The sequence below is a fragment of the Shimia aestuarii genome (genome assembly GCF_022814865.1).
GTDB classification, from domain to species: domain Bacteria; phylum Pseudomonadota; class Alphaproteobacteria; order Rhodobacterales; family Rhodobacteraceae; genus Shimia; species Shimia aestuarii_A.
Genome location: NZ_JAKVRD010000001.1, coordinates 374,706 through 396,745 on the forward strand (window position 1 = coordinate 374,706; position 22,040 = coordinate 396,745).

Below are 22,040 nucleotides of genomic sequence, written 5' to 3' on the forward strand. Positions count from 1 at the left end.
GTCCCTGGGACAGTGAACAAAATAAAGCCCCGGCCAATCGGTCGGGGCTTTTTCGTTTTGCATCGACTACATCAAACGCCGATCTGCGCCGCCTGATGCCGCCGCAAAAGCGCCGCGAGCGCGACCGACCCAACCTTGGCCCGCAGGCTGTCGGCGCGGCCATTGGCGATGATCGGGACACGCGCGCCAAGGATCACCCCCGCGGCCTCGGCCCCGGCAAGATGCACGAGCTGTTTGGCGATGACATTCCCCGCCTCAAGCCCCGGCGCCATGAGCACATCCGCCTGCCCCGCTACGCCCGGCTTGCCCGGAAACTGCGCCGCGATGCGGGCCGAGATCGCCGTATCAAACCCCATCGGACCGTCGAGTGTCCCGCCTGTGATCTGCCCCCGCTGCGCCATCTTGCAAAGCGCGGCGGCATCAATCGTGGCCGCAATATCCGGCGTGACCTCCTCCAGCGCCGACAAGAGCGCGACCTTCGGATTCGCCACACCAAGCGCATGAGCAAGCTCAATCGCGTTCTGAAGGATGTCCGCCTTGGTCTCGAGATCCGGCTTTGTATTGATAAGCCCGTCGGTGACGATCAACGGCTTGTCATAGCCCGGCACGTCCAGCGCGAAGGCATGGCTCATGACCCGCGCCGTCGCCAATGCCGGGCGCACGCCGCGTACTAGGGGCCGCAACCGCGCAGAGCCCTCGTCGAGCGCATCGACCTGCCCCGCGCCGACCATCTCAACCGCGCGGGCAATCGCCGCTTGCGCCGATCCGGCCTCGTGGACCATCACACCGGAAAGATCGACACCGATCTCTTCCGCCAGATCACGAATATCGCCCTCTGGCCCGATCAACACCGCCTCGCTCAACCCCATGCGTGCCGCTTCCATCGCGCCTTCCAACGCGCGCGGCGTCACCGGCATCACCGAGGCCACCCGGATCACCGGCGCGGCCTTGGCGGCCTGAAGCAGGGTCTCGTAGGCGCGGCCATGATGATGCAGGTGCACATCCGGCAGGTGCGCCCGCGGGCGGCGGATCTTGTGATCCGGCGCGATGACCTCGGCCTCGCCCTTGATGACCGCCTTGCCCGCGTCATTGAGGCATAGGCACTCAAGGATCACATGCCCCTTCTCTCCCTTCTCGCGCACCGTCACCCGCACGGTGATCCGATCCCCAAGCCCGACCGGACGGCGAAAGCTCAGAGACTGATTGAGGTAGATCGTCCCCGGCCCCGGCAGTTCCGTACCAAGCACTGCCGAAATAAGCGCCCCGCCCCACATGCCATGCGCGATGACCTTGTGGAAAACCTCGTCGCGCGCGAACTCCGCATCAAGATGCGCGGGGTTCACATCGCCCGACATGATGGCGAAAAGGTCGATATCCGCCGCGGTCAGGGTGCGCACCATCTCGGCGCTATCGCCCACCGCGATCTCGTCATAGGTGCGGTTCTCGATATATTGCATGGCCCGCCCCTCAGGACATCACGTGATAGCCGCCATCGACATACATGACGTTGCCCGTCATGGCCGAGGACTGCTCTGACAAGAGGCAGAGCGCCGCCTGCCCAACCTCACGGATCGTCACGAGACGGCGCAGCGGTGCACGGGTTTCGGCATTGTGGGTGAGGTCGTCGAAATGGTCGATCCCCGACGCCGCCCGCGTCATGAGCGGCCCCGGTGAGATGGCGTTGACCCGGATGCCCTCCGGCCCCAACTCCGCCGCCATGTAGCGCGTGAGGCTCTCAAGCGCGGCCTTCACTGGTCCCATGACGTTGTAATGATCGACAACCTTTTCGGCGCCATAATAGCTCACCGTGAGGAGGCTTCCCCCGTCGCGCATCAACGGCTCGGCAAGCCGCGCCATACGGGCGAAGGAATGCACCGAGATATCCATCGCAAGGGTGAACCCCTCGCGCGAACTATCCGTCACCCGCCCATGAAGGTCGTCCTTGGGACAAAACGCGATGGAGTGCAGCAGAAAGTCCAAGCCGCCCCATTCACGCGCGATCTTGTCGAACGCTGCCTCCATCTGTGCATCGTCCGTCACATCAAGCGGCAAGAGCATCTCTGCGCCGACCGCCTCGGCCACGGGCTCCACGAATCCCTTGGCCTTGTCCGACAGATAGCTAAGCGCGAGCGTCGCGCCTGCTTCCGAGAGCACCTCGGCACAGCCTGCGGCGATGGAATGGTGATTGGCAACGCCGACGATCAAGCCGCGTTTGCCTGCGAGAGGTCCGGTTTTCGGGGTCATGGCTTACTCCATCAGGATGTAGGTGCCGGGCGCATCGCAAAGCGCTTTGCCCATTTTCGGCGGCTTGACCGCATCGCCGGACCGGTCGTCCAGCCATTTGGTCCATGCAGGCCACCACGAGCCCTCCTCCCGATCCGCAACCTCCTGCCAGTGATCCGGCGAGAGATAGCGGTCCTTGTCGTTTGATGTGTGCACCATGTAGTGACGGCGCGGGTGGCCGGGTTCAGACACCACACCCGCGTTATGCCCGCCATTGGTCAGCACAAAGGTCACATCCGAGCGCGTCAGCGCCTCGATCTTGAACGCCGATTTCCACGGCGCAACATGGTCTGTTTCGGTCCCCACCGCAAAGATCGGCACCGTAATATCACCGGGGAACACCGGTTCGTCTCCGACCATGAACTTGCCATCGGCAAACTGGTTCTCAAGGAACAGCTTGCGCAGGTATTCCGAATGCATCCGGTAGGGCATCCGCGTCGTATCCGCGTTCCACGACATCAGGTCGTTATAGCGCGGCTTCTCTCCCATGAGGTATTCATGCTGGATGCGCGACCAAACAAGGTCGGCCGAGCGCAAAAGCTGAAACGCGCCCGACATTTGTGTCGCGTCGAGATAACCCTTCTTCCACATCATGTCCTCAAGGAAGGCGACCTGGCTCTCGTTGATGAAAAGCATCAACTCGCCCGCCTCGGTGAAATCGACCTGCGCCGCGAAAAGCGTCATCGACGCCAGCCGCTCATCCCCATCGCGCGCCATCGTTGCCGCCGCCACCGACAGGAGCGTGCCACCAAGGCAATAGCCCGCGCTATGGATTTTCTGCGCCCCGGTGATCTTTTCGATCTCATCAAGCGCCGCCATCGGCCCTTGAAGGCGGTAGTCGTCAAAGCCAAGCTCTGCGTCGTCGGCATCCGGGTTGCGCCATGAGATCATGAATACGGTATAGCCCTGCTCGGTCAGGTATTTGACCATCGAGTTATGCGCGCTGAGGTCGAGGATATAGTATTTCATGATCCACGCCGGCACGATCAGCACCGGCTCCGGGCGCACCTTGGCGGTCGCCGGTTCATACTGGATCAATTCGATGAGATGATTGCGATAGACGACCTTGCCGGGCGTCACGGCAAGCGTCTTGCCAACGGCATAGTCCGACTCCGCCCCGAACCGTTCATGCAGCATCGTGTGTTGCAGATCGTCGAGGTAATTGCGCATCCCCGCAACGATATTCGTGCCGTTGCTCTCGACCGTCTTCTCGATGATCTCGGGGTTGGTGACCGGGAAATTCGCAGGCGAAAGCGCGTCGAGCACTTGTCGTGCGGCGAATCTTACGGCCTTTTCATCCGCCTCGCTCACACCGCGCACATTGCTTGTCGCCTCTTCCCACCATTCCTGCGCCAGGAGAAAGGCCTCCTTATAGGCCGAGAAGGGTTTCGCCTCCCAATCGGGATGGCGGAACCTGCGATCCTTGCGTTGCTCTGCGGAACAGCGCCCCGTGCTGCCCCCCATGGCACAACGGGTCAGGTATTGCGCAAATTCGGTCTGTTTCTCAAAGGCGGAATACGCCAACTCGGCCTGCTTGCCGGGCGACGCCGCAAGGTGCAGCGCCCAATCCATGTAAACAAGCCCAAGCGCCGCCGGGGAAAGGCCGCCGGTCAACTCGCTGAACATCGCGTGCGTGGCGGTGTCCACAGTGCTTGCAACCTCGGCGACACTATCCTTGGCGCGGGGCTTTTCGGGTCTATCGGGGCGGTCGAAATGGGGGTGGCCTGTCATCTGTCGTTCCAATCCTGGTTTCAGCGACGCGACTCCCCCGATCTGCCCCTCCTGACAGACCCCGCATCTCGCAGCTACGCCGCCCAAAAGACGGCGACATTGACCTATCTCAAGCCTGCAACATACGGGCGGCGCTTGTCCGTAAATTTTTTCTGCGCGCGCGAAAAACGCCCAGAAACAAGGCAGCAGATGCCGGATTTATATGGCTCTTTTATGAATGCATATGCAGCATGCGTTTATGTCGCAGCAGCAATGGCCTCGATCTCGACCACGAATTCAGGCCGGGTAAAGCCGCTCACGATGACAAGCGTCGAGGCGGGCAAGACGGCAAGCCCCGCCGTGAACCGATCCCGCGCCGCCATGTAGCCCGCCATATGCGCGCGATCCGTCACATAGGCATTGAGACGCAGGATATCGCCGCGCCCAAGCCCTCCTTCGGCAAGGATCGCGTCGATATTGGCGAAACAGAGATCGGCCTGCGCCTCAGCCCCCTCCGGCACATGGCCCTCCGCATCGACCGCAAGCTGCCCGCTGGTCACGACAAGCCGCGTCGCCTCGGTCGCGATACCGTGGCTATAGGCGGCAAAGGGCTTGGCTATGCTGTCAGGGGTCAGGGCTTTCATGCGGCTCTCCTCTCGGGCAACGCTGCCCATCATGCCAGAGCCCTGCGCGCGCGAGAAGGCGAAATGCGACGCCAGAGAATTCCATTCACAGGAGCGCACGTGGGGCATAGTCTCTTCCTCATTCGAGCGATGCAAAACGAGCCCTTGCATCATATTCGTTTTTTTGCATATAAATGCGAAACCCGGTGTTCGAGGAGTTCTCCACCATGCGACAACCGATTCTTGGTCCGATGATTGGCCTCTGCCTCGTCCTGACCTCGTTTTCCCAAACCGCCGCCGCAGAAACCGCAAGGGCGGTGACGCTCACGGAGTGGAAGTCCGTCTTCGGACGCGTCGAAGCCCGCGATATGATCCCCGCGCGCTCGCGCATTGGCGGTGTCGTGGTCGAGATCACGGTCGAAGAAGGCGACAGTGTTGCCAAGGATGCGGTGATCGCCACGATCCGCGACGAAAAACTCGCCCTGCAACTCGACGCTGTGCAGGCCCAGATCGACGCCCTTGGCTCACAGCTCGACAATGCCCGCGCCGAACTCAAACGCGGCGAAGACCTCCTTGAACGCGGCGTGACCACGGCCCAGCGCCTCGACGCGCTCCGAACCCAAGTCGAGGTGCTCGAGAACCAGATCGACGCCACCCGCGCCGAAAAAAGCGTCGTCGAACAACAGGCCGCAGAGGGCGCGGTCCTAGCCCCACTGGCCGGCAAGGTGCTCGACGTGCCGCTCACCTCCGGCACCGTCATCATGCCCGGCGAGGTGGTGGCCCAGATCGGCGGTGGCGGCTTCTTCCTGCGCCTCGCCGTACCGGAACGCCACGCCGCCCACCTTGCGGAAGGGGCCGAGATCATGGTCGGCGAGAACGGGGCCGAGACCACGGGCCGCCTCGCCAAGGTTTATCCCAATATCGAAAACGGCCGCGTCATCGCCGATGTCGAAATCCCCAACCTCAATAGCGATTTCGTCAATGCCCGCGTCCTCGTCCGCCTCCCCATCGGCACACGCGAGGCCGTGGTGGTGCCCGAATCCGCGCTCACCACGCGCATGGGACTGGATTTCGTCACTGTCGCAGGGCCGGACGGCACCCCGGTGCGCCGCACGGTCGTGCCCGGCGCGCGTTCGATGCAGGACGGTGTGGCGGTCGTGGAAATCCTGAGCGGCCTGTCGGGCGGCGAAACGCTGGTGGACCCGACCGATGACTGACGACACCACGCCCCCCCAAGAGAAACGCGGCCCGCTCGGCATCGCCGGGGCGCTCACCCGCGCCTTCATCAAGTCGCCCCTGACACCGCTGATGATCCTCGCCGCGCTGGCCGTGGGCCTTGTCGCGCTCATAAGCCTACCGCGAGAGGAAGAGCCGCAAATCTCGGTCCCCCTCGTCGATATCCACATCCAAGCGCCGGGGCTTCGGGCCGAAGATGCGATCAAGCTTGTGACCGAACCGATGGAAACCATCGTCAAGGGCATCAACGAGGTCGAGCACGTCTATTCCTCGACCCGCGATGACTACGCGATGGTCACTGCGCGCTTTCTCGTCGGCACCTCCGCCGACGCCGCGATTCTGCGCGTGCATGAGAAAATCCGCGCCAACAAAGACCGCATCCCGGTTGGCATCGACGACCCCCTCATTGTCGGGCGTGGCATCGACGATGTGGCCATCGTCTCGCTGACCCTGACACCCGAAGACACGGGCGGCGACATGACCGCCAACGACCTTACCCGCATCGCCCGCGAGCTTCAGGTCGAGGTCGCCAAGATCGAAAACGTCGGCCTGACCTATATCGTTGGCGACAGCCCCGAGGCGATCCGCATCGCCCCCGATCCCGAACGCCTCGCCCTTTTCGGCATCACCCTGCAACAACTCGCCGGTAAGGTCGAAGGCGCCAACCGCGCCATGCCCGCGGGCCTTGTGCGTGATGGCGGCGACCAGATCGCGCTTGTCGCGGGCGAAACCCTCTCGGCCCCGTCCGAGATTGCCAATCTCCTGCTGACAGCGCGCGACGGTCGTCCCGTCTATGTGCGCGACGTGGCCGATGTCTCCTATATCCCCGACACCTCCCAAAGCATCGTCGCCAACCTCACCCGTGCGGGCGACACGACGACAGCAACCCCTGCCGTTACCCTCGCCATCGCCAAGCGCGCAGGCGCCAATGCCGTGGTCGTGGCCGAGGAAATCCTGCACCGCGTCCATAGCCTCGAACACAACCTGATCCCCGATAGCGTCCAGATCGACGTGACCCGCGACTACGGCGAGACCGCCAACGAGAAAGCCAACGAGCTTCTGTTCCACCTTGGCCTTGCGACGGTCTCTATCGTGGCGCTCGTTCTCTTTGCCATTGGCTGGCGCGAGAGCATCGTGGTCGCCGTGGTGATCCCGGTGACGATCCTGCTGACGCTCTTTGCGGCCTGGATCATGGGCTATACGCTCAACCGCGTCTCTCTCTTCGCGCTGATCTTTTCGATCGGCATCCTTGTCGATGACGCCATCGTGGTGATCGAAAACATCGCCCGCCACTGGGGCATGAAAGGCGAAGGCAGCCGCGCCGAAAAGGCGATCCGCGCTGTGGCCGAGGTCGGCAACCCGACCATCGTCGCAACGCTGACCGTGGTCGCCGCGCTTTTGCCGATGTTGTTCGTCTCGGGACTCATGGGGCCCTACATGTCGCCGATCCCGGCCAACGCCTCTGCCGCGATGATTTTCTCCTTCTTCGTCGCGGTCATCATCACGCCCTGGCTCATGCTCAAGATCGCGGGCAACGCGCCCCTGCATGACCATGGCGATGGGCATGGCGGTCGCCTCGGGCGCCTCTACCGCGTCGTCGCTGTGCCGCTCCTCAAGACCAAGGCGCGTAGCGGGCTCTTCATCCTCGCCGCCTTCATCCTGAGCTTCGGCTCCATGACGGCGTTCTATACCAAGGACGTGACGGTCAAACTCCTGCCCTTTGACAACAAGTCCGAGCTGGCCGTGGTCATTGACCTGCCCGAAGGCGCGGCGGTTGAAGACACCGACGCCGTGGCCCGCGCCGTCGCCTCCGAAGTGCTCAAGATGCCCGAGGTGATCTCGGCCCAGACCTATGCCGGCACCGCCGCACCGTTCAACTTCAACGGCCTCGTGCGCCACTACTACCTGCGCGAAGAGCCGCAGCTTGGCGACGTGCAGATCAACCTCGCCGCCAAACACGACCGCGACCGCACCAGCCACGAGATCGCGTTGGAGATTCGCGAGCGGATCATGGCGCTCGACGTGCCGCCCGGCACCTCTCTCAAGACGGTCGAGCCGCCCCCCGGCCCGCCGGTCATCGCCACGCTTCTGGCCGAGGTCTATGGCCCCGATGGCGAGACCCGCCGCGCCGCCGCCGCGAAAATTCGCGAAGCCTTCGAAAGCGTGCCCTTCGTGGTCGATGTCGACGACAGCTTCGGGGAACAGGCCCGCAAGCTGCGCGTCTCTCTCGACACCGACCAGATGGAATTCTTCGGCGTGCAGGAGGCGGATGTCTTCTCGACCATCGGAATCCTGAACGGCGGCGCGACCGTCGGCTATTCGCACCGCGAAGACGGCCGCCGCCCGATCCCCATCGTGGTCGAGCGCGACAAGGCCGACCGCGTGGTAGACGAGCGCTTCCTCTCGACCCCGATCCCCGCCAACGTCCTTCCCGGCGCGCGCGGCGTGGTCGAGCTTGGCGACGTGGTCCACATCGAAGAGGAAACCTCATCTTACCCGATCTTCCGGCACAATGGCCGCCCAGCCGAAATGGTCACCGCCGAGTTGGCCGGGGATTTCGAAGCACCGCTCTACGGGATGCTCGCCGTGGCAGAGGCGCTCGATGCGATGGACTGGCCCGAAGGCACCAAGCCCGTTATCGCCCTCAACGGCCAACCTGAGGATGAAACCCACGTCACCCTTCTGTGGGACGGCGAATGGGAGGTCACATGGGTCACCTTCCGCGACATGGGCGCGGCCTTTGCCGTCGCCCTTCTCGGCATCTACATCCTCGTCGTGGCGCAGTTCGGCTCGTTCCGCCTTCCGCTCGTGGTGCTGACGCCGGTGCCGCTGACCTTCCTCGGGATCATCGGCGGGCATTGGCTCTTTGGTGCGCCTTTCTCGGCGACCTCGATGATCGGCTTTATCGCGCTTGCGGGCATCATTGTGCGCAACTCGATCCTTCTCGTGGACTTTATCCGCCACGAAGGCCGCGACGAGACCCCGCTTGTGGAGACGCTCATCGCCGCCGGGTCGATCCGCTTCAAGCCGATCTTGCTCACAGCCATTGCCGCCATGATCGGCGCGGTGGTGATCCTCGCGGACCCGATCTTTCAGGGTCTCGCGATCTCGCTCTTGTTTGGCTTGCTAAGTTCGACGCTTCTCACCGTCTTGGTGATCCCGGCGATCTACCGCGTCTTCAAGACCTGACACCGCCGCACAACGGGACAGGGGGGCCAGTCCCCCCTGCCCTCGGCGCACCGCCTACGCGGGAGTAAGCGCAACCGGCACACCATTGAACGCGGCATTGCCGCTTAGGGGGTCGATCCGCGTATCATCCGTCAGATCGTTGATCGAGACCGAGCCGACGCCCGCTGCCTCGCGTATCTTGCCGTTCTTCTGGCCCCAGCCCTGCGGGATCGACACCACCCCCGGCGCCATCTCGTCGCTGATCTCGACCGGCATGGTGACGCTTCCAACCCGGCTCGCAACCCGCGCCTCGCCACCCTCTTCAAGGCCAATCCGCGCCGCATCTTCGGGATGCACCTGAACCGTCACCCGATTGCGCCCCTTCACCAGCCGCGCGCTATTCTGGGTCCAGCTATTGTGGTTGCGCACCAACCTCCGCCCGATCATCTGGAGCGGGAACTCCCGGTTCTCCTCCGGTGCAAAGGCCAAGAGCCGCGGCAGATCATCAAGATAGACCTGCGGCGCGAGGTGAAGCTTTCCGTCCGGCGTCTCAAGCCGCGCTTCAAGGTTCGGAACCAGCGGCCCAAGATCCAACGCCGTGCCGCTCTCGAGCATCGCCGTGAGGGTCACTTGATCGCCATGAAACCCGCGCGGCAAGAGCCCCTCAAGCATCTGGTGCGGCGAGGGCATCGGCGCATTGGTCCCGGCAATCCGCGCCGCCAGCGTCGCGATGATCTCCCATTCCTGCGGATTGCCATGCGGCGGTTCGAAAAGCGCCTCGGCAAACCCCGCCGTATTGCGCACGGCAAAGCTGTGGAACACCATGTCATACATGATTTCCTCAAGCGCGACTGTGCCGGGCAGGATCAGGTCCGCATGACGCGTGGTGTCGTTCACATGAATGTCGATCGACAGCATGAAATCGAGGGTCTCCATCGCCGCCTCGATCCGCCGCCCGTTCGGCGCGGTGAGGACTGGGTTGCCCGCAATGGTGACAAGCGCCTTGATCTGCCCGGCGCCGGGGGTCTCCATTTCCTCGGCCATGACCGAAACCGGGTATTCCCCGTTGTAGAGCGGCTGCCCAGACACGCGCGAGCGTCGCTCCGGGTAGCTGCGCACCTTGCCCTTGCGCGAGGTCATACCGACATAATCAAGCGCAGGCGTGGTGAACATCGCACCCCCCGGCGCATCGAAATTCCCGGTAAGAATGTTGAGCGCGTTATTGGCCCATTGGCACAAGCCGCCGAAACTCTGCGTCGAGGCCCCCATCCGCGCATAGCACACCGCCGAAGGCGCGCTCGCAAAGTCCCGCGCGAGACCCTTGATGACCTCCTCCGCGATTCCCGTGCGTTGCGCGGCCAGAGCCGCAGTGAAAGGCTGCACCGCGTCGCGTAGCGTTTCGATCCCCGTCACAGGCAGCGCCGCAGGCCGCTCGAGCCCTTGCGCAAACACCTCGTGGATCAAGGCGAGCAGAAGGAAAGCATCCGTCTCGGGGCGGATGAAATGATGTTCGCCCGCCTTGACCGCCGTTTCCGTGCGGCGCGGATCGATGACGACAACCCGTCCGCCCCGCGCCTTAATCTCATCCATGCGCTTGCCAAACCCCGGCGCCGTCATCATCGAGCCGTTCGACACGATCGGATTGCCACCAAGGATGAGCATGAACTCCGTTCGCTCCACATCCGGCACCGGGATCAGCATCGGATGCCCGAGCATGTGGATCGACGCGACATGATGCGGGATCTGATCCGCCGTGGCCGAAGAATAACGGTTCCCTGTTCCCAACGCCCGCACAAGGCCGGGGATATTCATCAGGTTGGCGAACTTATGCGCATTGGGATTGCCGAGATAGACGCCAACCCCGTCTTTGCCATGCGCTTCCTGAACCATACGCAACCGTTCTGCGGCATAATCGAACGCCTCTTCCCAGCCGATCTCGACAAACACGCCATCCACCTTCTTCAACGGTTTCGTGACCCGGTCGGGATCTGTGCGAAAGTCTTGAAGCGCGACCGCCTTGGGACAGATATGGCCCCGCGACAGGGGATCCTCCGGGTCCGGTTTGATCGACAGGACGTTTTCCCCGTCATGCTGAATCACAAGGCCGCACATGGCCTCGCAGATATTGCACCCCCGGCGATGCTCCTGAACCTCTCCCATGGTCGTCTCCCCCTTAGATTCCGGCCTCCCGCAAGAGCCAATCCGCGTGACAGGCGCTATCGCCCAGATACTCGATGCTGGCCCGCGCCTTCTTCATGAATAACCCGATGTCGAGCGCGTCGGTCATGCCGATCCCGCCATGCATCTGCACCGCTTCGCGCACGGCAAGCGAGGCGGTCTTATTCGCCTTCGCCTTGGCCACCCGCGACAGGGTCTCAGCCTCGTCGCTGCCCTCATCAATCGCCGTAAGCGCCGCAGCAACGGCGGCTTCGGTCGTCTGAATGCGCGTGTAGAGATCGGCGGCGCGATGCTGCAACGCCTGAAAACTCGCGATGGTGATGCCGAACTGCTTGCGCTCCTTGAGATAGGCCACCGTGCGCTCCGAGGCTTCCTTGGCGACGCCACAGAGTTCCGCAGCCGCAACCGCCCGCCCTGTGCGCAGCGCCGATGCCATCGCCGCCTCAGCGCCCTCGCCGCTGGCAATCCGCGCCGCACCGTCAAGCTGCACGCCCTCGAACATGAGATCGGCGGCATTGCGGCTATCGACCGTGGCAAAGGCCCGCGTCGTCACGCCGTCCTGCGATGGATCGACAAGGAAAAGCCCAAGCCCCTCCTCCGTCATCGCCGGCACGATGACACGATCCGCGCCCACCGCGTCCGATACGAACCGCTTTGCCCCACTAAGGACAAACCCGTTCCCCGACGCCTCGGCCCGCGTGGTGATCGGCCCGGCCTCATGCTTGCCATGTTCATCCGCCGCAAAGGCCACGACCGCCTCGCCCGAGGCGATCTTCGCGGCCCAATCGCCCTCGCCCGCCGCACAGAGCGCCGCCGCCGAGAGGACACCGGACGACAGGAACGGCGACGCGGTCAGCCGTCGGCCCATTTCCTCGGCCACAAGCCCCGCCGCCATCGCGCCCATATCGACGCCCCCGGCTTCTTCACCCACAAGCATCCCGAACCAACCCATCCCGGCCATCTCGCCCATGAGGCCCTTGTCATATCCAAGCGCTGCGCCTTCATCGCGCAACGCGCGCAGGGCCGATACCGGGGCTTTCTCCTCGAGGAACCCCGCCGCCATATCGCGGACCATGGTCTGTTCTTCTGTCAAAAGCTGCATCGTGCTTACCCCAGTTCCAGAACCGCTTTGGAGAGGATCGACAGCATCACTTCGGACGTGCCCCCCTCGATCGAATTCGCCTTGGACCGAAGCCAGAGCGAGGCCTTCTCATTGCTTTCCGCATCCGCGAAATCCCATTCGAGCGCATCGAACCCGCCAGATTCCATATTGATCTCTTGGCGCAGCTTGTTGAGCTCGGTGCCGGTATATTTGAGCGTTGCGGATTCAACCCCGATCTGGTTGCCGGCCCGCGACCACGCCTTGGCGCGCTCCAACTCGACCTTGAAGGCCATCTCGTCGACAAGGAACTCTCCGATCTTCGCCCGTAGCAACGGATCGGCCAGCCGCCCCTCGCCATCAAGCCCCACTGCCGCACGCGCCGCATCGACAACGCTCTCCGACCGGAACAACGCCGAGTCGGTCGAGCCGATCATCTCACGCTCATGGGTCAGGAGGTATTTCGCAATGGTCCAGCCCTTGCCGCGCTCTCCGACGATCTGCTCTTTCGGGACTTTCACACCGTCAAAGAACGTCTCGCAGAAGGGCGACGCGCCCGAGATCAACTTGATCGGTTTCGTGGAAACCCCTTCGCTCTCCATATCGAACAAAAGGAAGGAAATGCCCTTATGCTTGGGCGCGTCCGGCTCAGTGCGCACGAGACAGAAAATCCAATCCGCCTTGTCGGCATATGAGGTCCAGATTTTCTGACCCGTCACCTCAAAATACGCACCCGTATCGACGCCCTTGGTCTGCACACCAGCAAGGTCCGATCCCGCGCCGGGTTCGGAATAGCCCTGACACCAGCGGATTTCGCCGCGCGCGATCTGTGGCAGGTAGTGGCGCTTTTGCTCTTCCGATCCGAACTGAAGCAATGCCGGGCCAAGCATCCAGATGCCAAAGCTCTGCAACGGGGGGCGCGCGTTGATCCGGCGCATCTCCTCACGCAGAACCCGGTCCTCATCCCCCGAGAGGCCACCGCCGCCATAGGCTTCGGGCCATGTCGGCACCGTCCAGCCGCGCGCCGCCATCCGCTCAAGCCAGATACGCTGTGCATCGCTCTGAAAAACCCAGTTGCGCCCGCCCCAGCAAACATCCGCCTCGCTCATCGGCTGGCGCATTTCCTGCGGGCAATTCTCCTCCAGCCACGCCCGTGTAGAGGCGCGAAATTCTTGCAAATCGCTCATGATGTCACCTGATAGAAAGTCAAAGGGCGCCCGCACCGGCAGGCGCCCTTCCAATGGTCCTTACTTCGCTTCGTGGACCTTTTTCCAAGCACCGTTCTCGACGATGTTGACATAGACCGAGTCCGCGCCTTGGTGGTCGTCGGGGCCGTAGGTCATGTAGTTGCCCACAAGCTCGTCTTCGAACTCAAGCGTCTCCATCGCGGCGATAAAGCTCTCCTGCGTGAGGTCCGGGCCAGCCGCCTCGAGCGCCTTCACGGTCAGGTCTGCCGCCGCATAGCCGAGCATCGAGAAGCCAACCGGATCTTCGCCGGTCGCGGCTTTGTATTCCTCGATAAAGGCTTTCGGGGCCGGCTCATCCGCGCGCGCCCAAAGATCCTGCCAGCTTGCCGCCGCATAGAACCCTTCGGTCACGCCGCCGGGCACCTTGGCCACAACGGTGAGGAAGCTCGCCGAAGTGCCGAGGAATTTCATGTCCGAAAGGCCCATCTTCTTGGCGGTGCCAACGATGGTGATCGCCTGACGCACACCCACGGCCATCGACACGACATCACAACCCGCGTCTTTGAGCTTGGAAAGCGAGCCAACGAAATCGGTCTCGTCCGGCTTGTGCGTGGTCTCTGCGGCAAAGGTCACACCCGCCGCTTCTGCACCGGCCTTGGTCCCGGCAAGGATTTCCTCGCCAAAGTCGGTCGGCAGGTACATCGAACAGATCTCTTCCGCGCCGAACTCATTGGCAAGATACTGCACGCCGACAATCGCCTGATCGTAGTAGGACGAGAAGGACGTAAACTTGTTCTTCATCGGATCCTGAAGCATCTGACGCGCTGCCGAGAGCGGGCCGATGTTCGGAATGCCCTTCGGATCGAGAAGCTTGAACCCGGCAAGGTTCATCGGCGTCCCGAGGCTGAGCAGCATCGCAAAGACCTTGTCGCGGTTCAGAAGCTTGTTATAGCCCTGCATCGCGCGCGGCATCTGGTACCCGTTGTCCTCCACAACGAACCGGATCTTGCGGCCATGAACGCCACCCGCGGCGTTGATCTTGTCGAAATAGACATTCGCGCCCTTCACGGCGGGCACGCCCACCGCGGCGAAGATCCCTGAAAGGTCATTCACCGAGCCGATGACGATCTCGTCATCCGTAACGCCTTGGGCTTGCGCCGAGGCCATGGTCGCGGCGGCGGTCAGACCCGCAGCGAGCGACAGTTTCTTTACCAAATTTTTCATGGTTCTCCTCCCGTTGGTAAATAGTAGTTCGCGTGTCGTCCTAGTACATCTCCTCGATCAGATGAGCGTGCGCCTTCTCAACGTAGCTGCGCTTGAGCTTCATCGTCGCGGTGAGCTCTTCATCTTCCGCCGTCAACAGAACGTCGATGAGACGGAAGTCCTTGATCTGCTCGACGCGGGCAAACTCCTTGTTCACCGCATCGACCTCTCCCTTGATAAGGTCCTTGACCTCCTTCGCCGCACAGAGCGACGCGAAATTCGAGAACGGCACCTTATTGTCCTGAGCGTATTTCTCGACGTTCTCCTGATCAATCATAATGAGCGCCGTGAGGTATTTTCTCCGATCCCCGATGATGACCGCATCCGAGATATAATGCGAGAACTTCAACCGGCTCTCGATCTCCGCCGGGGTGATGTTCTTGCCGCCCGCGGTGATGATGATGTCCTTGAGGCGGCCGGTGATGGTCACGTATCCATCCTCGTCCATCCGTCCGACATCGCCCGTGCGCAGCCAACCATCGGCGGTAAAGGTCTCCGCCGTCTTCTCGTTGTTGCGCCAATAGCCCTGGAAGTTGTTGAGACCCTTAGTCTGAATCTCACCATCCTCGGCGATCCGCACCTGATAGCCCGGTACAGGTGTGCCGATGGTGCCGATCCGGTTGTCGCCGCGCGTGTTGATCGTGGCAAGGCCCGAGGTCTCGGTCATGCCATAGCCCTCGACAAGCGGCACACCGATCGCCCAGAACCACTTGAGCAGTTCCGGTGAGATTGGCGCCGCACCCGTGCCACCCCGGCGCATCCGGTCAAGCCCAAGCATCCGCCGCAGATTGCGCAGCACAAGCCGATCCCAGATCTTGAACTGTGCCGTGACCATCGCGGGGGCGGGTTTGTTGTCGACAAGGTATTCCGCCCGTTTCATCCCGGCCTTGATCGCCTGATGATAGGCCCAGCGCCCAAGCGGCGTTGCCTCCTGCGCAAGGATAAGCACCTGCGAATAGATCTTTTCCCAGACGCGCGGCACCGCCGTGAACGTGTTGGGGGACACTTCTTGCAGGTTGTTAAAGACGGTCTCCGGGCTTTCCGCGAAGTTGACGACCGCCTTACCCGCCAGCGGGAAATAGATCGACACATCCCGCTCAAGGATATGGCAGAGCGGCAGGAAACAAAGCTGGCTATCGGTCTCGAGGCACTGCAACCGCCGCGCCCCGGCTTCGATGGCGGCGACGATATTCTCATTCGAGATCATCGCGCCCTTGGGCATGCCCGTCGTCCCCGAAGTATAGACGAGGATCGCCGTATCCTGCGGCTCGGCCTTTTCGATCTCGGCCTCAAACACACCCGGCTCTTCCGCCGCCGCCTTGCGCCCGATCTCATATAGATCGTCGATCATCATACAGCGATGATGCTCAAGATCATGCAGCCCCTCGTCCTCGAGAATGATGACATTGAGAAGCCCCGGCACCTCGTCTTCGATCTGAAGATACTTGTCGAGTTGCTCTTCGTCCTCGACGATCAGGAACCGGCTGTCGCTGTTGTTGACGAGGTAGGACAGCTGTTTCGCGGAATCCGTTGTATAGATCCCCGACGCGACACCGCCGACCGCTTGGATGCCCATGTCGAAATAGGCCCATTCCTTGCGATCCTCCGACAGGATCGACACCGCCTCGCCGCGCTTGAGACCAAGCTTGCGCAGCGCCATGCCGATCCACATCGCGTGGTTCCAATAGTCGGTCCACGTAAAAGGTTTCCAGATCCCGAGATCCTTCTCTCGATGCGCCGTGCGATCCTTGAGTGTCTCACAGCGATACCGGAAGAGCTGCGGGATGGTGATGCAGCCATCGACATGCACCGGACGTTGCCCCGCTTCGGCGTTGAACCGGACCCCGTTGATGATGGTCTGTTCGATATTCGTGCTCGTATCCAACATGCTTACCTCCACGTCTTTCTGCGCTTCCAACGGCGCTGTTCGCGCGGGCCTTCTTCCTGAACACCAAGATAGAAGTTCTGGATGTCCTCGGACTTGAGCAGTTCTTCTGCCGTGCCGTCCATCACGATCCGGCCAACCTCCATCACATAGCCATCATGCGCGAGGTTGAGCGCCGCACTGGCGTTCTGCTCGACAAGCATCATGGTCATATGCCGCTCTTCATTGAGCCGCTTCAGGATCTCGAAAATCTCCTGCACAAGTAGCGGCGACAGGCCAAGCGACGGCTCATCGAGAAGCATCACCTTCGGCCGCCCCATGAGGCCGCGCCCGATGGCAAGCATCTGTTGCTGGCCGCCTGAAAGCGTCCCGGCCTCCTGATTGCGGCGTTCTTTGAGGATCGGGAAATAGCTAAAGACCATTTCGCGGTCTTCCTCGATCCCGGCCTTGTCATGGCGCGTATAAGCACCAAGGCTCAGGTTTTCATCCACGGTCAAAAGAGGAAAAACCTCGCGCCCTTCCGGCACATGCACGACCCCATCATGGACGATCTTGTGCGGCTCCTGGCCCTGAATTTCGCGGCCTTCGAAAATGACTTTCCCCTTCTCGGGGTCCATCACGCCAGAAACCGTTTTCATCAACGTGGTCTTGCCCGCGCCATTCGCCCCGAGGATCGACACAATGCGCCCCGGATGCACGTCAAGCGACACACCCCGAATGGCCATGATCGGTCCGTAAAAGCTCTCGACGTTGCGGATTTTTAGGATCGGTTCGCTCATGACGCTTTCCCCAGATATGCTTCGATCACGGCCGGGTCGGATTGGACTTCCGACGGCGTGCCAAGCGCAAGCCGCGCTCCATCCGCCATGGCAAGCACGCGGTCCGACACCCCGGACACCAGCCCCATGTCATGTTCCACCATCAGAACGGTGATCCCCATCTGCCGACGAATTTCGTCAATCCACCAGCGCATGTCCGTCGTCTCCTCGACCGACAGGCCCGAGGCCGGTTCGTCGAGCAAGAGAAGCTTCGGATCGGTCGCCAGCGCACGCGCCACCTCGACCACCTTGCGCACACCATAGGGCAGGCCCGCGATCCGCTTTTCGCGGTAGGCCTGAAGGTCAAGAAAGTCGATGACCTCTTCGACGAAATGGCGGTTCTGCAATTCCTGCTTGCGCACCGACGGCGTAAAGAACAACTCGGTAAGGAAGTTGCTACCGCGGTGGCGATGCCGTCCAACGAGCAGGTTCTCCAGTACCGTCGCATGTTCGAACAGTTCGATATTCTGAAACGTCCGCGCCACGCCAAAGTTCGCCACGCTCGAGGCCTTTTCCTTGAGCAGGTCGTGGCCATCGAAACGGATCTTTCCATTCACCGGCGTATAGAACCGCGAGATCAGGTTGAAGACCGTCGATTTCCCCGCCCCGTTCGGCCCGACGATGGCAAAGACCTCGCCTTGCTCGACCGAGAAGCTCAGGTTGTCGACCGCTGTGAGACCGCCGAATTTCAGCGTCACGTTTTCCAGTTCAAGAAGGCTCATCTCAGACGCTCCGTCTTCAGGTAGGATTTCTGGCGCTTGAACATGTCCTTGCGGTAGAACGGAAACAGCTCAAACCACGTCCGGATCTTGAGCCAGCGCCCGTAGATGCCCATCGGCTCGAACAGGATGAACACGATCAGGATCACGCCAAAGATGCCGAACTCGAGGCCGGGGATGGCGACATTGCTGCCCCCGAAAAGCGCCCCGACCCATTCCTTGGAGATCGACAGGAACTGCGGCAGGAAGCCGATGACAATGGCACCAAAGAACGCGCCATGGATCGACCCAAGCCCGCCAATCACGATCATCATCAAGAGTTGGATCGAAATGACGACGCTAAAGGTCTCGTTGTTGAACGCCCCGGCGAAAAGCCCCATGAGCGCCCCGGCCAGCCCGGTGATCGCACAAGAGACCCCGAAGGAAATCGCCTTGCTCCGCGACACGTCGATGCCCATCGCCTGCGCCGACACTTCCGAGTCGCGCACCGCGATAAAGCTCCGCCCCAAGGGTGCGCGCAGCAGATTGATATATCCAAGCGTGACAAGGATCGTGACCCCAAGCGTCAGGTAATAGAACGCGGTCGGCGTGCCCCAACGGTCGATCATGAACCCAAAGACATTGACCGGCGGCGCAAACTTGCCGCCAACGCCACCTGTCCAGTGATCGGTCAGAACGATGATGTCATCGACAAGGATCGACATCGCCAGCGTCGCAATCGCAAGGTAGATCCCGTGCAGCCGGAGCGCCGGGATGGCGACGATCATGCCAACGATCCCGGTGATGATCCCGGCCAGCGGAAAGGCGAGCATGAACGGCACGCCGGCTTCCATGAGGATGATATTGGCATAACACCCCATCGCAAGGAACGCCGCATGGCCAAGGCTCGCCTGCCCGGTGTGCCCGGTCAGAACCATGAGGCCAAGACCCGCCAGCGCCCAGATCAGCACGTTGGTCAACTCCCCAAGGAAGAACACATCGATCAGGAACGGCGCCGCCACGGCAAGCGCGATCAGGATAAGATAGAGCGAGAGCTGATAGCCGTCTTTCCACGGGCGCAGGTCTTGCATGTAGTCGGTTTTGAAAATGATCCGCATCGCTTTACACCTTCTTCACGCGCACTTGGCTAAACAGGCCGTGGGGACGGAAGATCAGCACCGCCAGCAGAAGCGCATAGGGCGCGATCTGGCTATAGCCCGCCGCGATGTAGCGCGCCGCGAACGGTTCGATCACACCGACGATAAGCCCGCCTGCAAGGGCGCCCGGAAGGCTCCCGAACCCGCCGATGACGGCGGCGGCAAAGGCCTTGATCCCAAGAAGCCCGGTATTCGGGTCCACCGCGCCTTTCGCGGCAAAGAGAATACCCGCGATACAGGCGACACCGCCCGCAAGCGCCCAGATAAAGCCCTGCACCCGCTTGACCGGCACCCCCATGTAATAGGCGGCAAGCTGGTTCTGCGACGCGCCCTGCATCGCAAGGCCAAGCTTGGTGCGGTTGAAGAACTCATAGAGACCCCAGGTCAGCAGGATCGTCACCACGATGACCGCCACGTCCTCCATCCCAAGGACCAACCCGCCAAAGGCGACCTCCTTGCCCGCGAACGGGTTCTGAAGCGATTGCGGCTCATGGCCCCAGATGACGCCGGCCACGAACCGGATCACAAAGCCAAGCGCGATGGTCAGGATGACGACCGCCGTCTGGCTCTCGCCGAACATGAGCCGGATAACAAAGCGATCAAGCAGGTAGCCGAGGATCGCCATGATGACGATCGAGATCGGCACCGCGACCCAGAAGGGCAATCCCATATATCCCGCGTTGGTCAGGCCAATGGTCACAAAGGCCCCGAGCATCATGAAATCGCCCTGGGCGAAGTTCACAGACTCGGTCGCCTTGTAGATCAGAACGAAGCCAAGAGCGATCAGGCCATAGACACAGCCATTCGCCAGCCCGCTAATCAAGAGCTGTAGAGTATCCAATTTTTTCCTCCCTGCGCCGGGTTCTCCCGGCTGCAAATCATGTTGGCCGACCCCTCCCCGAGTCGGTGCCTTCATGGGTTATGGTGAGATCATCACCTTTCCGTCCGTATTTTTCAAAGCTTCTGCGAGTTGTGACACTACGTCACGAAGCCCAAGGCGGCTTGAAACGTCGGTATGCCAACGCCCATCGACAAACCGCGCCTGCACCTCGCCGATCACCCGCATCTGATCTTGCGGCGGGGTCGAGCGCATCCACGAGGTAAGCCAGAAACCCTCGATCCGCTTGCCCATGAAGATGAGTTGCCCCATCTGCGTGAGCTTGGGCAGTTCCGCATCGAGCTTGCCATAGCTGATCCAACGCGCGCCATTCGGCATCGCGACAAAGATCTGCTCCGAAAGCTGATCCGACACCGCATCAAGGAACACCCGCGGCTTGAGCGCCTTGCTTGCCGCTGCGAATTTCTTGGCGACCTCCGGATCGGTGGTCACGAAAACCTCTTCCGCACCCTTGTCTTTCAGGATCGCCACCGCCTCTTCACGGCGCACAAAGGCAATCGGCTTAAGCCCCAAATCCCAACCAAGCGAGACCATCAGCTTGCCAAGTTGGCTCGACGCCGCCGAAACGACAAAGCTCTCGCCCGCCTGTTTCGCGATATCGACCATCGCCATCGCCGTCATCGGATTGACGATCTGCGCCGCGCCGTCCTCGTCGCGCAAATCCGGGCGTAGCGGCACACAGTTGATCGCATCCGTGAGCGCGTAGTCCGCCCAGGCCCCCGAGCCGCCCATTGCCACGACGAACGCAACGCGTTGACCGACAAGGCCCTCTGCGCCTTCGCCTGCTGCCACGACATCGCCGCAGCCTTCAAATCCCGCCGGAGCGCCCTTCACGCGGGGCTGGCCGTATTCGCCTTTGATGAAATGCAAATCCGACGGGTTCACCGAGGACATACGCACACGTATGGCCACTTGCCCCTTGCCCGGTGTCGGCACCGGGATCTCCGCCAGTTCGAGATACTTGGACGCATCGTCGATCTGCGGCCCCTCGGACGTGCCGGAATAGCCATCACCGGTTTGCAGGACGGCGGTCATGGTCTTTGGCAAGTCAGACATGGGCGGGTTCTTTCAATCTGTGCAGGGCCTTGGTTTTCTCTGGCGTCCAGTCAACGCCAAGTCCTTGCATGGCAAATAGGGTGATTTCATCGGCGATCCGGGAGTATTTTTCCGGGCCGTCGCCGTCGCGGTAGACGTACCAGAAGACAGGCCCGTTCACCGCGGCAAAGAAGCTGCGCGATACCACAGGCAGGTCTCCGACCCGAAGCGCGCCGTCCTCATCGGCAAGCCGCAGAACCTCGAGATACCGCGCCTCGAACGCATCGCGTTGTTCAAGGTGGCGCTTCATCGCCTTGCGTTGAAACTCTGTCGTTGCGCCATAGCGGCGCTGGCGCAGCCCGTCGAGCAGCACCTGCATATAGGCGCTGTGCTCCATCATCGCATAGGTCTGACCATGCGCCATGAGCGCAAGCCGCTCGACCGCGCTGGCCTTGGCTTCATAGCCGGGTCGGATGGCTTCAAAGGAATGTTCCATCCCCCGGTCGCGCACCGCATTGAACAGGTCCATCTTCGAGGGGAAATAGTGATAGATACGCCCCTTGGTCGACCCAAGGTAGCGCGCCACCGCGTCAATGGATGTAGAGGCAAACCCCTGCTGGCAGAAACACTCTGCCGCCGCCGTGAGAATCTCCTCATAGCGGTCAGGTTTCTTGCCCTGATCGGCGACCGACACCACTGCACTCCTCCCGTCGCAGTCGTTGACGTTGGATCAAGGCAAACATACTACCGGGTATGCTGTCAAATGCGCACAACTTCATGACGCGACGTCATTCGCTTGCTG

General features: G+C 61.9%; 17 protein-coding genes. 2 read left to right on the forward strand and 15 right to left on the reverse strand.

The genetic code is table 11. The annotated features are described in order from the left end of the window. Positions 1-71: 71 nt before the first annotated feature. From MK745_RS01985 to MK745_RS02000, 4 genes are all read right to left on the reverse strand, one after another. Positions 72-1,457 carry a bifunctional enoyl-CoA hydratase/phosphate acetyltransferase gene (locus MK745_RS01985; protein WP_243611595.1) on the reverse strand — a complete coding sequence of 462 codons (1,386 nt, stop codon included), beginning with the start codon at positions 1,455-1,457 and terminating at the stop codon, positions 72-74. A 10-nt stretch (positions 1,458-1,467) separates the two neighbouring features. Continuing rightward, positions 1,468-2,244, reverse strand: coding sequence for an enoyl-ACP reductase FabI (gene fabI, locus MK745_RS01990; RefSeq protein ID WP_243611596.1), 777 nt, complete (start codon positions 2,242-2,244; stop codon positions 1,468-1,470). A 3-nt stretch (positions 2,245-2,247) separates the two neighbouring features. After that, positions 2,248-4,014: a PHA/PHB synthase family protein gene (locus MK745_RS01995; RefSeq protein ID WP_243611597.1), complete on the reverse strand. Its 1,767-nt coding sequence runs from the start codon at positions 4,012-4,014 to the stop codon at positions 2,248-2,250. A gap of 236 nt (positions 4,015-4,250) precedes the next feature. Continuing rightward, a complete protein-coding gene (locus MK745_RS02000; RefSeq protein WP_347813635.1) occupies positions 4,251-4,745 on the reverse strand; it encodes a RidA family protein in 495 nt (164 codons plus the stop codon). A 98-nt stretch (positions 4,746-4,843) separates the two neighbouring features. On the opposite strand from MK745_RS02000, the gene MK745_RS02005 reads away from it, so the two are divergent. Together MK745_RS02005 and MK745_RS02010 are read left to right on the forward strand one after the other, a co-directional pair. After that, on the forward strand, positions 4,844-5,833 hold the full coding sequence (locus tag MK745_RS02005; protein WP_243611598.1) for an efflux RND transporter periplasmic adaptor subunit: 990 nt from the start codon (positions 4,844-4,846) through the stop codon (positions 5,831-5,833). Beyond that, positions 5,826-9,041 carry an efflux RND transporter permease subunit gene (locus MK745_RS02010; RefSeq protein ID WP_243611599.1) on the forward strand — a complete coding sequence of 1,072 codons (3,216 nt, stop codon included), beginning with the start codon at positions 5,826-5,828 and terminating at the stop codon, positions 9,039-9,041. Before MK745_RS02005 ends, MK745_RS02010 begins: the two co-directional genes overlap by 8 nt. 54 nt (positions 9,042-9,095) lie before the next feature. On the opposite strand, the gene MK745_RS02015 is transcribed toward MK745_RS02010, so the two are convergent. From MK745_RS02015 to MK745_RS02065, 11 genes are all read right to left on the reverse strand, one after another. Further along, positions 9,096-11,180 carry a molybdopterin-dependent oxidoreductase gene (locus MK745_RS02015; RefSeq protein ID WP_243611600.1) on the reverse strand — a complete coding sequence of 695 codons (2,085 nt, stop codon included), beginning with the start codon at positions 11,178-11,180 and terminating at the stop codon, positions 9,096-9,098. A gap of 13 nt (positions 11,181-11,193) precedes the next feature. Continuing rightward, positions 11,194-12,300 (reverse strand): acyl-CoA dehydrogenase family protein, encoded by a 1,107-nt coding sequence (locus tag MK745_RS02020; RefSeq protein ID WP_243611601.1) that lies wholly within the window; start codon positions 12,298-12,300, stop codon positions 11,194-11,196. Positions 12,301-12,305: 5 nt separating this feature from the next. After that, positions 12,306-13,484 carry an acyl-CoA dehydrogenase family protein gene (locus MK745_RS02025; RefSeq protein WP_243611602.1) on the reverse strand — a complete coding sequence of 393 codons (1,179 nt, stop codon included), beginning with the start codon at positions 13,482-13,484 and terminating at the stop codon, positions 12,306-12,308. A 60-nt stretch (positions 13,485-13,544) separates the two neighbouring features. After that, positions 13,545-14,708: an ABC transporter substrate-binding protein gene (locus MK745_RS02030; RefSeq protein ID WP_243611603.1), complete on the reverse strand. Its 1,164-nt coding sequence runs from the start codon at positions 14,706-14,708 to the stop codon at positions 13,545-13,547. A gap of 40 nt (positions 14,709-14,748) precedes the next feature. After that, positions 14,749-16,635 (reverse strand): AMP-dependent synthetase/ligase, encoded by a 1,887-nt coding sequence (locus tag MK745_RS02035; RefSeq protein WP_243611604.1) that lies wholly within the window; start codon positions 16,633-16,635, stop codon positions 14,749-14,751. Between the two features lie 2 nt (positions 16,636-16,637). Further along, entirely contained in the window at positions 16,638-17,411 is a 774-nt protein-coding gene (locus tag MK745_RS02040; RefSeq protein WP_243611605.1) for an ABC transporter ATP-binding protein, read from the reverse strand. Then, positions 17,408-18,172 (reverse strand): ABC transporter ATP-binding protein, encoded by a 765-nt coding sequence (locus tag MK745_RS02045; protein WP_243611606.1) that lies wholly within the window; start codon positions 18,170-18,172, stop codon positions 17,408-17,410. The genes MK745_RS02040 and MK745_RS02045 overlap by 4 nt, the downstream gene beginning before the upstream one ends. Then, positions 18,169-19,266: a branched-chain amino acid ABC transporter permease gene (locus MK745_RS02050; RefSeq protein ID WP_243611607.1), complete on the reverse strand. Its 1,098-nt coding sequence runs from the start codon at positions 19,264-19,266 to the stop codon at positions 18,169-18,171. Before MK745_RS02050 ends, MK745_RS02045 begins: the two co-directional genes overlap by 4 nt. Before the next feature lie 4 nt (positions 19,267-19,270). Beyond that, complete coding sequence (locus MK745_RS02055) at positions 19,271-20,146, reverse strand: branched-chain amino acid ABC transporter permease (protein ID WP_243611608.1); 876 nt, start codon at positions 20,144-20,146, stop codon at positions 19,271-19,273. A gap of 78 nt (positions 20,147-20,224) precedes the next feature. Beyond that, the gene (locus tag MK745_RS02060) at positions 20,225-21,259 is read right to left on the reverse strand and encodes an alcohol dehydrogenase catalytic domain-containing protein (protein ID WP_243611609.1); all 1,035 of its coding nucleotides are present in this window, start codon (positions 21,257-21,259) and stop codon (positions 20,225-20,227) included. Continuing rightward, positions 21,252-21,932: a TetR/AcrR family transcriptional regulator gene (locus MK745_RS02065; protein WP_243611610.1), complete on the reverse strand. Its 681-nt coding sequence runs from the start codon at positions 21,930-21,932 to the stop codon at positions 21,252-21,254. The genes MK745_RS02060 and MK745_RS02065 overlap by 8 nt, the downstream gene beginning before the upstream one ends. Between the last annotated feature and the right edge of the window lie 108 nt (positions 21,933-22,040).

Bases quoted from the DNA above. Each gene is read 5' to 3' on its own strand.
- MK745_RS01985 (WP_243611595.1), bottom strand. From the start codon at position 1,457: ATGCAATATATCGAGAACCGCACCTATGACGAGATCGCGGTGGGCGAT.
- fabI (WP_243611596.1), bottom strand. From the start codon at position 2,244: ATGACCCCGAAAACCGGACCTCTCGCAGGCAAACGCGGCTTGATCGTC.
- MK745_RS01995 (WP_243611597.1), bottom strand. From the start codon at position 4,014: ATGACAGGCCACCCCCATTTCGACCGCCCCGATAGACCCGAAAAGCCC.
- MK745_RS02000 (WP_347813635.1), bottom strand. From the start codon at position 4,745: ATGCCCCACGTGCGCTCCTGTGAATGGAATTCTCTGGCGTCGCATTTC.
- MK745_RS02005 (WP_243611598.1), top strand. From the start codon at position 4,844: ATGCGACAACCGATTCTTGGTCCGATGATTGGCCTCTGCCTCGTCCTG.
- MK745_RS02010 (WP_243611599.1), top strand. From the start codon at position 5,826: ATGACTGACGACACCACGCCCCCCCAAGAGAAACGCGGCCCGCTCGGC.
- MK745_RS02015 (WP_243611600.1), bottom strand. From the start codon at position 11,180: ATGGGAGAGGTTCAGGAGCATCGCCGGGGGTGCAATATCTGCGAGGCC.
- MK745_RS02020 (WP_243611601.1), bottom strand. From the start codon at position 12,300: ATGCAGCTTTTGACAGAAGAACAGACCATGGTCCGCGATATGGCGGCG.
- MK745_RS02025 (WP_243611602.1), bottom strand. From the start codon at position 13,484: ATGAGCGATTTGCAAGAATTTCGCGCCTCTACACGGGCGTGGCTGGAG.
- MK745_RS02030 (WP_243611603.1), bottom strand. From the start codon at position 14,708: ATGAAAAATTTGGTAAAGAAACTGTCGCTCGCTGCGGGTCTGACCGCC.
- MK745_RS02035 (WP_243611604.1), bottom strand. From the start codon at position 16,635: ATGTTGGATACGAGCACGAATATCGAACAGACCATCATCAACGGGGTC.
- MK745_RS02040 (WP_243611605.1), bottom strand. From the start codon at position 17,411: ATGAGCGAACCGATCCTAAAAATCCGCAACGTCGAGAGCTTTTACGGA.
- MK745_RS02045 (WP_243611606.1), bottom strand. From the start codon at position 18,172: ATGAGCCTTCTTGAACTGGAAAACGTGACGCTGAAATTCGGCGGTCTC.
- MK745_RS02050 (WP_243611607.1), bottom strand. From the start codon at position 19,266: ATGCGGATCATTTTCAAAACCGACTACATGCAAGACCTGCGCCCGTGG.
- MK745_RS02060 (WP_243611609.1), bottom strand. From the start codon at position 21,259: ATGTCTGACTTGCCAAAGACCATGACCGCCGTCCTGCAAACCGGTGAT.